We start from the raw sequence: 13,775 nt of genomic DNA on the forward strand, positions 1-13,775 counted from the left end.
TTGCTAGATAACACTATAAGAATAGAATGATCAACTTATATAGCTGGCGCTTCGTGCTGCAATGATTATAATCCGGGCATGAGCGAAGCATCCAAAGTCAGTTTTCCGAGGCGAACCGCGGCAAAAGCGCGGACGCGCCAGCGTATCGAGGAGGCGGCGCGGCGCCTGTTCGTGACGCTCGGCTATGGCGATGCGACGATGGCGGCGATCGCCGATGCCGCCGACATTCACATCACCACATTGTTCACCCATTTTGCGTCGAAGCGCGACCTTGCCGCCGCGATCGCGGTCCGCGCTGGCGAGCGTTTCGAGGAAGTGGTGACGACGCAGCGCGCGCAAGGCGTGCCGGTGTTGTCCTTCTGGCGCAACCAGGTCGCGCGGATCGCGCACGCCTATGAGCGCGATGGCGACGGACAGATCAACCTCGGGCGCGCCCTCGCCGGAGAGCCCGAGCTGTTGCCGGTATGGTACGGGCATCAGCGGCTTCAGATCGAATTGATGACCGACTATATCGCCGACGAGCTTGGCATCGACCCGGCGAAGGACCGCCGCGCGCAAATGGCCGCCGCGATGCTCGTTGCGGGCGGCCGTATGGCGTTCGACAGCTGGATGGAAAGCGGCAGGGCAGGCGATCTGGTTGCCGAGAATGAGCGGCTGCTCGATGCCGCCGAGGCGGTGCTCGCCGGAGGCTTGCCGCTGATCCGGCGTGAGGCGCCCTGACGCCTGATCGTCTGTCATCACGCTCTGACACCGATCCGCCCGATTATTCCGCGGCGGCTTCGCCGAGCTGCCGGATATTCTCCAGATGGCGCGACCGGTTGATCGGATAATAGGCGAGGCAGATGATCGCGATGATCGTCGCGACCGACAGTGTCGCGATATAGATGCTCGCCAGCCCGTGGAGTGCGTCGACAGGGACATGGCCCGGCCGTGCATTCTCGGGAAATTTGACAAAGGCGAGCAAGAGGCCGGCGAGCATGATTCCCATGCCCGATATGGCCTTGTTAACCATCGTGGCGGCGGAAAATAGCAGGCCTTCGGAGCGGCGGCCGGTCTCGAGCTGGATCTGGTCGGTCACGTCGGCAACCATCGACACCGCAAGAATTCCGCCCGCGATGGTCGTCATCATCCCGAACGAGAATTGTCCCATCAACAGCCACAGTAGCAGCGGGTCGCCATTGGCCGGAAACAGGCCGCCGAGACGGAGCATCAAGGGTGTGACGCTGGAAATCAGCGACAAACCGAACATCAGCATCGCCGCCGGCTTCTTGCCGAAGCGCGCTGACAGCGGCAATACCACGACAAAGGCGAGCAGAATGCCGATGATCGCGGTCGACGCGACGGTGGCAATCTGGTTGGCGCTGAGTTCCCAGAAATAGGTCGAGAAATAGACGGCCAGCGACATGTTGAGCCCTGATGCCACAGCGAAGAACAGGCTGGCGAGCAGGATCGAAATATAGGCGGGGTGCACCAATATGCCGAGCATCTCGCGCAACATCTGTTTAATCGGCATCTTCTCGACCGGCGGCGGTGGCGGGCGTTTCAGCACCTCCTTTTGCGTTCCCAGCGAGGAGATCAGCACCGAAAGCATCATGATCGCCGCCGCCACCCAAGCATAGGTGACATAGCCGTCGGCGTTCAGATGGCCGACGGGCTGCGCTGCCGTTGGCTGCAGGAAATAGCCGAAGGTCACGACGGTCATTGCGATGCCGCCACAGACGCCGAAAAAGAAACGCGCGGCGACCAGCTTGGTGCGCTCGTCATAGTCGCTGGTGAATTCGGCGAGCAGCGCGGTTGACGGAATTTCATACAGGCTGATCGAAAAGCGCACGAGGATTGCGGTGGTGACCAGCCACGCGAACTGCGCGCCATGTGCCATCTCTGGCGGCATCCACAGCAGCAGGTACGACAGCGCGATCGGCAGCGCCGCTGCATACATGAACGGGTGGCGCCGTCCCCAGCGCGTCCGGACATTGTCCGAATATTGGCCGAGCAACGGATCGAACAGCGCATCGGCGATCATCGCGATCATGATCGCCGATCCTACCCACGCCGCCGGAAGCCCGACGACCTGATTGTAGAACAGCATCAACAGGGCGTTGAAGCCATGATCCTTGATACCGAATGCGATCGTACCCGAGCCATAGAGCAGCCGCGTCGAAAGCGGCAGCGCGCCGGTCAGGCGGGAGGGGGAGTTTGCCACCCGCCGCGCCTATCGGAACCGGTATTCGAGCTGGAGGCCATAGGTTCGCGGCGGCGTCAGCGAATAGCTTTGCGCGACCGCCCGCGTCGGCGACGAGGCGAGCAAATTGCCCAGCGCGCTGTCATAGCCCGTGCTGTCGAACAGATTTTTCACATAGGCGATGACGCGGTAGCGGTCGTCGCGATCCGACCAGATCGCGCGCAGGTCGACCTGATCCCACGACGGCATGCGGTTGTAGGCGCGGTTGAAGATGTTGCTGTACGCCGAACTGCGCCAGACATAATTGCCCGACAGCGAGAAGGTGCCCGGTTCGAATGCGATGCTGTACATCGCGTTGAGCGCGATCTTGTGACGCGGCGTGTCGGACAGGTGGGCCCCCTCGACGCTTTGCGGTTGCTGGCCATTGACCGCCGGACCCGACGGCTGGGCACCCGGCTGGATGGCGAGCGGATCCTGACCGTCGACGAAGCAGCATCCGTCGTCGATCCGCGAATGGCCAAAGCCATAGTTGAACGACAGCTGCAGCGGGGTCACCGGCTGCCACGCCACTTCGACCTCGGCGCCATAGCTTTTCGACTTGGCGAGGTTGAAGAATTGGGTGAGCTGCGCGCCGCCCGGTTGCGACACGGTCAGCGGCACCTGAAGCCCCTGATAGTCATAATAAAAGCCCGCCAGATTGACGCGCAGCTGTTTGCCGATCGTATGCTTATATCCGGCTTCGAAGGCGTCGATATGCTCGGCCCCGGTCTGCGGCAGCGCTGAAATGCCACCGGCGTTGAAGCCACCCGACTTATAGCCGCGGCTGTAGCGCAGAAAGGCCAGCTGATCCTCGGTCGGCTGCCATTCGACCGCGACGGTGCCGGTTACAGCATCCCAGCTGTTCGCCAGACCGCGGCGCGCGATGCCGGTGGCCGGATCGATCGTGACGGGGGAGGCGACGCCCGGCGCGGCGGCGAGCGAGATTTGCGTCGCGGTGATGTCGAACGCCGGGGTCAACGAACCATAGAGGTCGGGTGAAAACCCCGGGGCGCAGCCGAGGCAGAGGATACGGAAAAACTCGTCGCCGCTCTTCTTGTCATGGGTGTAGCGCAGCCCGCCGGTCAGCCGCAGCGTGTCGGTGACCCGGTAATCGACCTGGCCGAAGGCGGCGACCGATTTGGTGGTCAGCGTCGAGGCGGCATAGACGAAATCGCCCAGCGGGTTGGCGGGGCCATTGGCCGGCGCGCGCAACTGCAGCTGGTTGGGCGCGTTGAAGTGCGATTCCTGCGCGAGCTTTTCCTGATAATAATAGACCCCGGCGACCCATTGCAGCGGCCCGTCGGTGCTGGAGGTCAGGTTGAGTTCGCCGCTGCCGAAGCTTTTCTTGTTGTTCAGGCCCAGCTGCGTCGACGGAAACGCAGTGAGCGGTCCGCAGCCCGGAATGAAGCCGCAGACGCCGCCGGGCGTCAGCGGGAAAGGATAGGAAATGACGCTGGTGCCATCGAGCTCATAGATATTGTCGATGCGATACTTCTGATAGCCGCCGAGCAGGCGGACGTCGAAGCTTGGCAGGCTCCATTTGATGTCGCCGGCCGCGCCGAAATTGCCGCGCATCTTTTCGGTCTGCGTCGTGTCGGCGCTGAAATGCCTGATGTCGGTCGCGCCCGGCGTCAGCGGGCTGGGATCGAGCGCGACGACCCCCGGGATCAGATAGCCAAAACCCGCGCCCGGAATGATCGACCCGGTGGGGTAGGGCGCAAAATCATAGGCGCCGATGCGGTTGAGATTGCGCGGGTTGAGATCGGTGTGGCCGGTGAAGACCTTTGCCCAGGCGACGATATCGGGGCCGAGATCGGCCTCCAGCTGCAATTCCAGATAGCGGCGCTTGCCGCGTCCGCCTTCGCTGACTCCGCCGGCGTCGTTCTTGAAATAGCCGCGGTTCTGGTTGGAGAAGGCGCCCGCGAGCCGCGAGCGCAGACCGTTTGTCAGCTCCCCCGAAACCGCGGCTTCTACGGTGTAGAGGCCATAATTGCCCGCCGTGCCGCGCAGATCGGCTTCAAACTCTTTGGTCGGCCGTTTGGAAATCGCGTTAATCGCGCCGCCGATCGAATTGCGTCCATAGAGCGTGCCTTGCGGGCCGCGGAGCACTTCGATGCGCTCGATGAAGAAATCGGACGCGGCGATCGAGCTGGTCGACGCATCGTAAATGCCGTCGGTATAGGTCGAGACGCCGGGATCGCTGCCGTTGGTGTTGGTCTGGCGCCCGATACCGCGGATGAAAACGCGGTCATTGCTCGCCGAGTAACTGAGCCCCGGGGTGAAATTCGCCACATCTTGAAGCGTGGTGATGCCTGCAAGCTGCCGGGCATCGGCGGTATAAGCCGATATCGCCAGCGGCACATCCTGCAGATTGACGCTGCGTTTTTCCGCCGTGACGACGATTTCGGCGAGGCCCGAGGCACCCTCCGTGACCGCGGGTTGATCCGCCGCCGCTGTTGTTCCCTGTGTTTGCGCTGCAACCGGCATCGCAATGAATGCGACGCTCGCAAACATCCAAGACATATTTCGCATACCACGCCTCTCCCGCCGCCAGCGATCCTGCTGGTCGAATATTGGCGCGATGGTCCCCGCTGATACGGGTCCCACGCTATTTACAGCGAAATGCCCTCACAGCATCCCCCCGGAGGCATTGTTATCGGTGTTTTATATATTAGTCTATAACGATATATTGAACATGCGTCATTTGCCGAAAAGCAATGGAGTTCTCGCCCATTTACGTGGATTTTAGCTGTTCGGACCGCCGTCCCGTCCCTCTGATAAGCGACCAGAGTTGGTTCGCGGGGCTCCCGCATTCACTGACATTGTAATTATAATATTGATTTTTCTATTTTGATAGAATCAACTGCGGAACGACGGGCGCCACGATGAAGATGGCGGGATAGTGGGAGAGACAGGATGGACGGACGGCTCCGCTCGAAATATGTGCCAAAATGCCGGAGCGCCCGCTGATGGTGTCCGCGGGTTCCGCGCTGGCCGAGCTCAACGCGCGCGCCGTGCCCGACTGGTATCATGACGCCAAATTCGGAATTTTCATCCATTGGGGTGCCTTCGCTATTCCGGGCTTCGCTCCGCGCGTCGGCGCGATCGGCGAGATATTTTCCAGGGACTATGACCGCGCGGTTGCGATGGCGCCCTATACCGAATGGTATTGGAACGCGATCAAGGTGCCAGGCACGCCCTCAGCCGAGTTTCACGCGTCGAACTACGGCGACGCGCCCTATACCGACTTCAAGCGGCCGTTCGAGGAAGGGCTGAAGCAATGGGATCCTGCCGCCTGGGCCGAGGCGTTTCGCGACGCCGGCGCGCGCTATGTCGTGCTGGTCACCAAACATCATGACGGGCTCTGCCTCTGGCCCAGCGAAATTGCCAACCGGCATCAGAAGGACTGGACCACCCGGCGCGACATCGTGGGTGAGCTGGCCGCGGCGGTACGCACCGCGGGGCTGCGTTTCGGAGTCTATTATTCGGGCGGGATCGACTGGACCTTCAACCGGCGCCCGATGCGGACGCTCGGCGACTTCATCGCCTCGACCCCCGGCGGCGACTATCCGGCCTATGCGATGGCGCAGGTACGCGAACTGATCGATCGCTATGAACCATCGGTGCTGTGGAACGATATTTCGTGGCCGACGCGCCCCGGACCCTTGTACCAGCTATTCGCGGATTATTATCGCACAGTGCCCGAAGGCGTGGTCAACGACCGCTGGGTCGCCGGCAGCCTGCAACGCGACCTGCTCAAATTTCCGCCGATGCGGCGTTATGTCGATCGCAAGCTCAAGGCCGCCTTGGGCAAGCAGAGCGACGAGGATTCCAAGGGCATCATCCCGCCGCCGGTCCCGCACAGCGACTTTCGTACCCCCGAATATGCCGCCTTCGCCGAAATTCAGGTCAAGAAGTGGGAAGCGACCCGTGGGATGAGCCACAGTTTCGGCTTCAACCGCAACGACAGCGAAGCCGATTATGCCAGCGCCGACACGCTGATCCATGATTTCATCGATGCGGTGTCGCGCAACGGGAATCTGTTGCTCAATGTCGGGCCGCGCGCGACCGATGCGGGGATTCCCGGCGAACAGCTCGGTCGCCTCAAGCAATTTGGCGCATGGTTGCGCGTAAACGGCGATGCCATCTATGGCACAAGGCCGTGGACGCGATCGGATGGTGAGACCGCATGCGGGCAGGCGGTCCGCTTCACCGCCGCATCGGGGCGCGTGAACCTGATCTTCAAGGGACCCGTTGCGTCCACCGAATTGATAGTGAAAGACTTGGACATCACGGGTACGGCAGTTCGCCTTGGCGATGACAGTCCGGTCGCGCTTCAGGCGCGCGGACCCGATCTGCTGCTGACCTTTGCCGGGCCTTGCGTCGACCCGGTTGGTACGGCCGTTATAGTGGCTGTGAAGGAAGCAAGGGGGCCGATATCCCCGTGACTGGCAGGGTATCCTGCGGTGACGCTCGCAATATGGCGGTCGCCGTCGTTGTGGCCGCGGGTTCTTTAGGGCCCGGGTCGAACTGACGGTGGTGCAGCCCCCCGTCAGATCGCCCCCGCTACCATCCGGATTGCTGCGACCAGCAGGATCAGCCCGAGCGCCCGTTCGATGATCGGGCGTCGCCGCTCATACCATGTCCGCGCCGGGGGTGTCGCGAGCAACAGTGTAACCATCGCATACCATGCCAGTGTTACCCCGGCGGCGATCGCGACGACGAGGACAGCGATAGTCCCGTCGCGCTGCAAGGGCAGGATGCTCGTCAGGGCACTCGCGAAGAACAGGCCGGCCTGCGGGCTGACGATCCCCGTGAGATAGCCCGCCCGAAACGCCGTCACGCTGTTGACCGGGAGGCGCGTCGCCGAACGCGGCCGGAACGACCGGTGGAGGAGCTGGCAGCCGTAAACGGCGAAATACAAGGCGCCGGCCAGCCGCAGCAGCGGCCCGAAAAAGGGGGCTTGCGCGATGGCGGTCGCACCGGCGAGGGCGATCAGGCACCATGACGCATTGGCGGCCGCCGTCCCGGTGGCCGTCTTCATCCCCAGCGCGCGCGAATGGGTGAAGGTCGCTTCGCTGACGCGCGCGAAATTGGGCCCCGGAATTGCGACCTGCATCAACCAGAGCGCGGCGAAGGTAAGAAGCGAGAGGGCGGTGCCGTTCATGGCATGCGCTGTCGCAATCTTCCGGAGTAGAGAAAAACGCGGCTTTCTATCGCTCCCCATAAGTATTACTAATATGCGATGCATGTGAACGCTGCTTATCCGCCCATGGCGGCGCTCCGTGCCGTCGAGGCGGCGGTGCGGCTGGAAAGCTTTACCGCCGCCGCGCGCGAGTTGAACCTGACGCAATCGGCGATCAGCCAGGCTGTCCGGCAATTCGAGGCGCGAGCCGGGGTCACATTGTTCCGCCGGACGGCGACCGGCCTGCGCGCGACGGCAGAGGCGCGGGTCTATGCCGAAGCGGTCGCGCGTGCATTGTCGATGATTTGCGATGCGGGGGCGGTATTGTCGTCGCGGCGGCGTCCGCTCGTGGTCGGAATCGTGCGCTCGCTGCTCCATTATTGGCTGATGGCGCACCTCGCGACGTTCCTCGACCAGCATCCGCAAATCGCGACGTCGGTCATCGGACTGGGGCGCGATTTCGACGGCGTGGACGCGTGCGACGTCGCACTCGTGATTGCCAGCGAGGAGGATGCGCCCGCAGGCGCGTCCTGGTTCGGCGATGAAGAGTTGGTCGCGGTCGCGCGCCCCGACGTGGCGCGCAGAATTTGCGGCAGTCTGGAAAAGCAGCGAGAGTTGATCGTGCCACTGCTTGGAACGGCCTGGCCCATCTGGCACCGGGCCGCGGAGGTCGCGTGGCCGCTCATCAATCAGCCGGTGCAGTTCCGCGAGACATCGGCGATCCTGAACGCCGTGGAGATGGGGCAGGGCGTCGGACTGTTACCCCGCCTGGTCTGTGCCAAGGGTCTCGACGATGCCGAATTGGTCGAAGTGTCGCAAATAACGGTCCATCGAGGCCGGTCCTATTGGCTGCTGCTGTCGGATCATCCCGCCAGTGCGATGTTCGGCGAATGGATGCGGTCGCTGCCTTCTCTCTGATCCGATGATGGCAGCCTGTTGGTGAACCGCGCCGTCATGTTTGCGAAACGATGGCTTTTGGACGCCTAGCGTTTGACAAAGAATTCGACCGGCACGGAAAGCTCGAGCGGGTCGGGCTTGTCCCGCGGGATCGGAGGGAATGGTTGGGCACGGCGCAGGGTGTCGAGGGCAGCGCGATCAAGCGCGGCCGTGCCCGACGAGCGCAGAATTTCGGAAGACAATAGCTTGCCCTCGCGGTTCATACGGAAGCGTACATAAGTGACGCCTTGCTCGCGCCGTGCCTTGGCCGCGGGTGGATAGCGCCGATACTTCTCCAGATGAGCGAGCAACTCTGCCTCCCATGTCGCGCTGCTATTGCTGGATAGCTGGCTGGCGGGCGGAGCCGGGAGCGATTTCGGCGCGGTGGTCTCGGACACCGGCTTCATCGCTGTGGCATAGGTGGCGGGCGGCTTCGGAGGTACGGCTTCGCGTGGTGCGTCCGGAAGGGGTGAAGGCGGCGGCGGTGCGATTGGCTGCGCCTTTTCGACAGGTGGCCGCTTCTGTTGTTCGACTTGCGGCGGGCCGTCGGGCACTTCCCGCACCGCATCGGGCGAGGATAGCGGCTGCAGGCTGACAGCCAGAGGCTCGGAGACCGAGACGGCGGGATGTACAATATGCCAGGTCAGAAAGGCGCTTCCGAAGATCGTCAAAAGAACAATCGCCGTGCCGCCTGATCCGACGAGCCGCGTGCGCCAGTCGGCGGGCTGGTCGCTATAGCAGGATCGCCTGACGAGAGCCTCTCGCCGCGTGGTCCAGCGGGCGGGCAATGCGAAGCGGCTGTCGGGGCCGTCACTCTCGCCGGAGGCGAGCGGCACCACATCGTCAAACGCTTCGTACCTCATTGTGCAGTCGCCGGTTCGGGGCGGCGGATGATCCAGAGCATCCAGAACAGCAGAAAGGCGGCAATGGCGAACGACCAGCCCCAACTCGGCCGCACATGGGCCCAGAAGAAAGCGAAGCCGATGGCCATTCCGATGCAGGACATGATTTTGGCCCGCCGTGGTATCGCACGTTCGTTGCGCCATGCGCGGAGGCCCGGTCCGAAACGTGGATGGTGAAGCAGCCATGCCTCGAGCCGGGGAGAGGAGCGCGCGAAGCAAGGCAAGGCGAGCAGCATGAAATCGGTCGTGGGCAACAGCGGCACGAAAATGCCGACGATGCCTGCCCCGACCAAAATCAGGCCCGCCGACAACCAGATGATCCGGGCAAGCCTCCGGGTCGGCAGCGGGGGTGCCGCCGCGGGATCAGCCGAGCCGCGCATCGGCATAGGCCTGCACGCGTGCAAAGGCGGCATTGGCTCCCGCTACGGCCTGGCGCTGGCCTTCGTCATCGAGATCGATCGCGTCGAGCGCCGCTGTGAAAGCGCGCCAATGCGCGGCAGGTCCCCCGGGCGCCGGGGCAAGGTGCCGCGCGCCGTGGTGATCGGAGAGGCCGAGCCCGGCAGCTTCCTTGCGCAGCAGTGCTGCGCCCAGGTTCGAGCCCTCGGCGACATAGAGCCAGCCGATGGCTGCGGCGACATCGGCCACGTCCGGGCTGAACGCGCGTGGCTGACGCTCCGTGGGATGCTCGCGTCCGAGGTCGTCGAGATCGGCCGCTATCAATGCCAGCCGTCGCCGCCCGACAAGCCGGGGGAAAAGCGCCTGCAGGGCGGGGGCATCGTAGAGCGCGTCGATGTCGCGATGGAACAGATATTGCAGCTCGACGAAGCGACCGTATCCGGAGAGGTCGGTGAAGCTCATGGCCTCCATGATGGAGCGGTCGAGCGCGTCGTGCACGGCATGCGTCGAGGCTTTCAGACGCTTCGACAGTGGAAGCCCCGTAATATTGATCATTTCCATATCCTCAGAAGCGATAGCTGACGCCAACGCGCAGCATGTGGAGGTCGGCGCGGCTGTTGACCTTGCGGCCGGTCACGATCGTCGAGTTGCCGGGACCTTCGATGAATTCGTACCAGACCGACCCGTCGTCGTTCCAACCAGATTCGAAATCGCTGTAGGGCAGGCCGATTCCTGCGCGGGCCTTGTCGAACCGGAAGGTTTTGCGGCCGAACCGGCCATAGTCATATTCGGCGCGCATCGACCAGTTGCTGCCGATCGCGCGCTCGACGCCGCCGCCCAGAATCAGGCCCGTCCGCGTCTTGCGATCCTTTTCGGCCAGATAATGTTCGACGTCGGTGCCGATGCCCCGGTTCTGGCTGGCGGTGGATCGATACTGGTTGCGCGTATCGGTTTCGCGCAGCCAGCCGATGCCGGCGGTGCCGTACAGCAGCGTCCGGCCCAGCGAGTAGCCCAGCCGTCCGCGCAGCGAGACGAGCCGGTCCATATTGTAGCGCGTGTCGGACTCCAGCTTGTGCCAGGTCTGCAGATATTCGGTCGACGTGCTTTCCTCGGTGATCGCGACCTCGGTGCTGCCGCCGAGGTTTGCCGTCATCAACCCGGCTTCGATCCCGAGCACGACATCGCCCGGCAACTGATAGTTGAAGCCCGCGTGCAGCCCCCCCATCGCGTTGCGCGGATCGACCGCGACGCGGCTGCCATTGACCCGATCGGCCGGGTTGCCGGCACTGTCGGTGACATCGCCGCGAATCCGGCCGAGGCCGTAAGCGAAGTCGGCGCCTACATAGGGACCCGACCAGTCGACCGGATCGGCATTGCCCCTGGCGCCGAACCAGTTGCCGGGCCACATGCCGGATTTTGACGCCATGGTGCTGGTGATGCCAATGCGGAACGTGCGGCCGGGGGCCGGCACATAGCCAAGGCTCATGGCTTCGTTGTAGTAGCGGTCGAACAGATTATCGACGCTGGCGTCGAACGACAGCCCGTCGGCGATCTTGAGCTGGGTGTTGATGTCGGCGATCACATAGGGATGCCATTCGATGGCCGAGATCAGCGGCATATAGCCGGTCTGCGGCTTTTCCGCTCCGCCCGCACGCTTGCCGACATAGGTGATGCGCGCGCCCACAGCTGCGCGGTCGCCGAACAATTTCTGGTTGAGGTGCAGATTGGCCGACCAGCGCGGCGGGATATAGTTGGTCGCATAATCCGACGCGAGCGAGCTTTCGATGCACGCGGCGCTCGCCGTGCGGCAGAACTGGATCCGGTCGTACCATGTGGCGCCGGCGTTGAGGCTGAAGCCGCCGGTCTTGTAGCTGATGCTGGCCTCCAGCCCGCGGAACTGCGCGCGGTCGATATTGTACATCTGCATCGCGAATTTCTGCGTGACGTACCGGCGCGAAATATAGCCCTCGATATCATTGTCGAACCAGGCGAGCTTCACGCCCAGATCGTCGTTGTCGGCGAACACACCCGTCCGGATATAATTTGCGCCGGCCTCCCAATTATGTGCCTCTTCCTTGTGCAGGTCGGGGTTGGCGATCATGAAGAAGCCGGTGGTTGCTTCCATCAGCGAGGGAAGGCGCGCGGCCTGTTTGTAGCTGGCGAAAAGCTGCAGCCCGTCGAGCGGCATGACGGCGGCGCCCAGCGAGTAGCTGACCGCATCTTCGGCGCGGTCGATCAGGGCGGTGTTGTATATCGTCCCGGACTGCTGATCGCGCAGCTTGTAATGCTGGTAGCGCACCCCCGTGTCGAGGCGCAGCCAGGGGGCAGGCTCCAGGACGAATTGCGAGAAGAGGCTGATCTCGCGCCGCGTGCCTTCGCGGCCCGGAGGTTGCGAGCCGCCCGGCATCCATTTGTCGACCGGCCCTGCCTTTTCGCGGAGGATGGAGGCACCATAGTCGGCCGACAGGCGTCCGGCCGGCGTTGCCAGCCGGCTGCTGTTGGTGAGGTCGGCGCCCCAGCTGTCGACATAACGCCGCGTCGGGTCGAAATTGCCGAAGGAGGGGGCCGCTTCCTCCAGCTTCGACAACCAGCCATTGACCTTGAGATCAATCATTTCGCTCGCGGGGTTCCAGCGGTAGCGCGCGGTAAAGCGGTCGAGACTGGTCCGCGAAAGGAAATCGGCCTGGAAGACCGTCGCGGTCGCGCTGCCCAGCGAGGCGGGGTAGTTTTCGCCGACGACAGTCCAGTAACCGCCATAGCCGAGTTCGAGGATGTGGTCGTCCGCTGGACGCAGCGTGGCCTTGACCAGCACGGACTCGGTATCGGTCGAGCTATTGAGCACCTCTTCGCCACCGACAAAGGGTGTCGAACCGTAGCGATCATAGAAGGCGACAGCGCGCGCGCATAATTCGCGCAGTTGCCAGTCAGTCGGGGAACTGGCGCAAAGTTGCGATGGCGTTCCCGTTTCCTGCGGCGCATATTTTCCGTTGGATCCGGCATGATAGTTGCCGGAGCGCCGGAAGGAGTAGCCGGCGACAATGTCGAGCAACTCGCTCTTGCGTGCGAAGACCAGGCTGCCCGAACCGCCGGTTGCGGTGAGAAAACCCGGGCGATCATTTTCGCGCGTGGCAAGGAAGCTGTCACCAGCGGAATCCTTGGGCTGCAACAGGCTGCGCGTCATCTGCGACCCCGGCGCACTGCTGTTCGTCGAGATCGACGCTTTCAGCCGCAGCGCCATCGTGTCGCCGTCGGGGACGATGTCATCGGCGGAAATCGTCGACATGCTGATGCTGCCGCCGATCCCGCCCGCGATCGCATTACCCATCGAGGGGCCTTTTTCGATCGAGATGTGGCTGATGAAATCGGGATCGACGAAGCTGCGGTTGCTCGTTCCCTGATAACCGCGATAGACCGTCGTGCCGTTGATCGCGCCGTCGACCGTCACGGGGACGCGGCCCTGTCCCTGCAGCCCGCGGATATTGACGTCGAGACCGCCGCTGGTCCGCGCTTCGCCCGAAATGATGCCGGTCGTGCCGCGCAGCATGTCCGCGGGCGACTGGGCCGGATAGGCCTCGAGCTGTTCCTTCGTGATCACGCTGACCGATCCCGGCGTCACATAGACGGTGCCGGCGGTTCCGTCCCATCCGGCGGTGCGATTGTTGCCGCCGCCGGAGGCGCCGCCGTCCGATGCACCCTCGACACGCAAGATGCCGAGCTGAAGCGTTCCGTCGGTGACTTCGGGGACGGGTTCGAGTGCTACGCTCTGGTTGTTGACCCAGCGCCAGTGGAGGCCGGTTCCCGCAAGGAGCTTTCCGAGGGCCTGGGCGGCGGTTTGCCGGCCGCGCACGGCGCCTGCCGTGCGCCCCGATGTGATGCCGCCCGACGCCGTGATCTGGATGCAGGACTGGCGATGGAACTGGACGATCGCATCCTGAAGCGGCTGCGCAGCGATGTCGAAGCTGCGCATCTCGTTCGTTTGGGCCGTCGCCGGTGTGGCCGCCATCATGGCGATGCCCGAACTCGCCAGCATCGCGCCCGCCCATGCTGCCATTCGCTTCTGTCCTGCAAATTTCATTGCCCCGCGCATTTGTTCAACCTCCTCAGATGCGCTTAAATGCTAATGCGACTTGATTGC

At 63.4% G+C, this 13,775-nt stretch carries 10 protein-coding genes; 3 read left to right on the forward strand and 7 right to left on the reverse strand.

Annotation, left to right across the window (positions count from 1 at the left end):
- The first annotated feature begins 78 nt into the window (after positions 1-78).
- Positions 79-720, forward strand: a complete 642-nt coding sequence (locus tag AC07NV_RS14840; protein WP_495167134.1) for a TetR/AcrR family transcriptional regulator — start codon at positions 79-81, stop codon at positions 718-720.
- 43 nt (positions 721-763) lie between these two features.
- On the opposite strand, the gene AC07NV_RS14845 is transcribed toward AC07NV_RS14840, so the two are convergent.
- Positions 764-2,203: an MFS transporter gene (locus AC07NV_RS14845; RefSeq protein ID WP_495167135.1), complete on the reverse strand. Its 1,440-nt coding sequence runs from the start codon at positions 2,201-2,203 to the stop codon at positions 764-766.
- 9 nt (positions 2,204-2,212) lie between these two features.
- Positions 2,213-4,753: a TonB-dependent receptor gene (locus tag AC07NV_RS14850; protein ID WP_495167136.1), complete on the reverse strand. Its 2,541-nt coding sequence runs from the start codon at positions 4,751-4,753 to the stop codon at positions 2,213-2,215.
- A gap of 419 nt (positions 4,754-5,172) precedes the next feature.
- Between AC07NV_RS14850 and AC07NV_RS14855 the strand changes: the two genes are divergently transcribed.
- Positions 5,173-6,669 (forward strand): alpha-L-fucosidase, encoded by a 1,497-nt coding sequence (locus tag AC07NV_RS14855; protein WP_495167137.1) that lies wholly within the window; start codon positions 5,173-5,175, stop codon positions 6,667-6,669.
- A 104-nt stretch (positions 6,670-6,773) separates the two neighbouring features.
- Here the strand turns inward: AC07NV_RS14855 and AC07NV_RS14860 are convergent, their stop codons facing one another.
- Positions 6,774-7,388, reverse strand: coding sequence for a LysE family translocator (locus AC07NV_RS14860; protein WP_495167138.1), 615 nt, complete (start codon positions 7,386-7,388; stop codon positions 6,774-6,776).
- 84 nt (positions 7,389-7,472) lie between these two features.
- On the opposite strand from AC07NV_RS14860, the gene AC07NV_RS14865 reads away from it, so the two are divergent.
- Positions 7,473-8,324: a LysR family transcriptional regulator gene (locus AC07NV_RS14865; protein WP_495167139.1), complete on the forward strand. Its 852-nt coding sequence runs from the start codon at positions 7,473-7,475 to the stop codon at positions 8,322-8,324.
- Between the two features lie 65 nt (positions 8,325-8,389).
- Here the strand turns inward: AC07NV_RS14865 and AC07NV_RS14870 are convergent, their stop codons facing one another.
- Genes AC07NV_RS14870 through AC07NV_RS14885 form a run of 4 tightly spaced genes read right to left on the reverse strand, consistent with a single transcriptional unit; the run spans position 8,390 to position 13,691 of the window.
- A complete protein-coding gene (locus AC07NV_RS14870; protein ID WP_495167140.1) occupies positions 8,390-9,205 on the reverse strand; it encodes an energy transducer TonB family protein in 816 nt (271 codons plus the stop codon).
- A complete protein-coding gene (locus AC07NV_RS14875; RefSeq protein ID WP_495167141.1) occupies positions 9,202-9,624 on the reverse strand; it encodes a YbaN family protein in 423 nt (140 codons plus the stop codon). Before AC07NV_RS14875 ends, AC07NV_RS14870 begins: the two co-directional genes overlap by 4 nt.
- A complete protein-coding gene (locus AC07NV_RS14880) occupies positions 9,608-10,201 on the reverse strand; it encodes a biliverdin-producing heme oxygenase (RefSeq protein WP_495167142.1) in 594 nt (197 codons plus the stop codon). Before AC07NV_RS14880 ends, AC07NV_RS14875 begins: the two co-directional genes overlap by 17 nt.
- Positions 10,202-10,205: 4 nt before the next feature.
- On the reverse strand, positions 10,206-13,691 hold the full coding sequence (locus tag AC07NV_RS14885; protein ID WP_495167143.1) for a TonB-dependent receptor domain-containing protein: 3,486 nt from the start codon (positions 13,689-13,691) through the stop codon (positions 10,206-10,208).
- Positions 13,692-13,775: the final 84 nt, after the last annotated feature.

The sequence above is a fragment of the Sphingopyxis sp. GW821-FHT10B01 genome, assembly GCF_059415685.1.

Bases quoted from the DNA above. Each gene is read 5' to 3' on its own strand.
- AC07NV_RS14840 (WP_495167134.1), top strand. From the start codon at position 79: ATGAGCGAAGCATCCAAAGTCAGTTTTCCGAGGCGAACCGCGGCAAAA.
- AC07NV_RS14850 (WP_495167136.1), bottom strand. From the start codon at position 4,753: ATGCGAAATATGTCTTGGATGTTTGCGAGCGTCGCATTCATTGCGATG.
- AC07NV_RS14855 (WP_495167137.1), top strand. From the start codon at position 5,173: ATGCCGGAGCGCCCGCTGATGGTGTCCGCGGGTTCCGCGCTGGCCGAG.
- AC07NV_RS14860 (WP_495167138.1), bottom strand. From the start codon at position 7,388: ATGAACGGCACCGCCCTCTCGCTTCTTACCTTCGCCGCGCTCTGGTTG.
- AC07NV_RS14870 (WP_495167140.1), bottom strand. From the start codon at position 9,205: ATGAGGTACGAAGCGTTTGACGATGTGGTGCCGCTCGCCTCCGGCGAG.
- AC07NV_RS14875 (WP_495167141.1), bottom strand. From the start codon at position 9,624: ATGCGCGGCTCGGCTGATCCCGCGGCGGCACCCCCGCTGCCGACCCGG.
- AC07NV_RS14880 (WP_495167142.1), bottom strand. From the start codon at position 10,201: ATGGAAATGATCAATATTACGGGGCTTCCACTGTCGAAGCGTCTGAAA.
- AC07NV_RS14885 (WP_495167143.1), bottom strand. From the start codon at position 13,691: ATGGCAGCATGGGCGGGCGCGATGCTGGCGAGTTCGGGCATCGCCATG.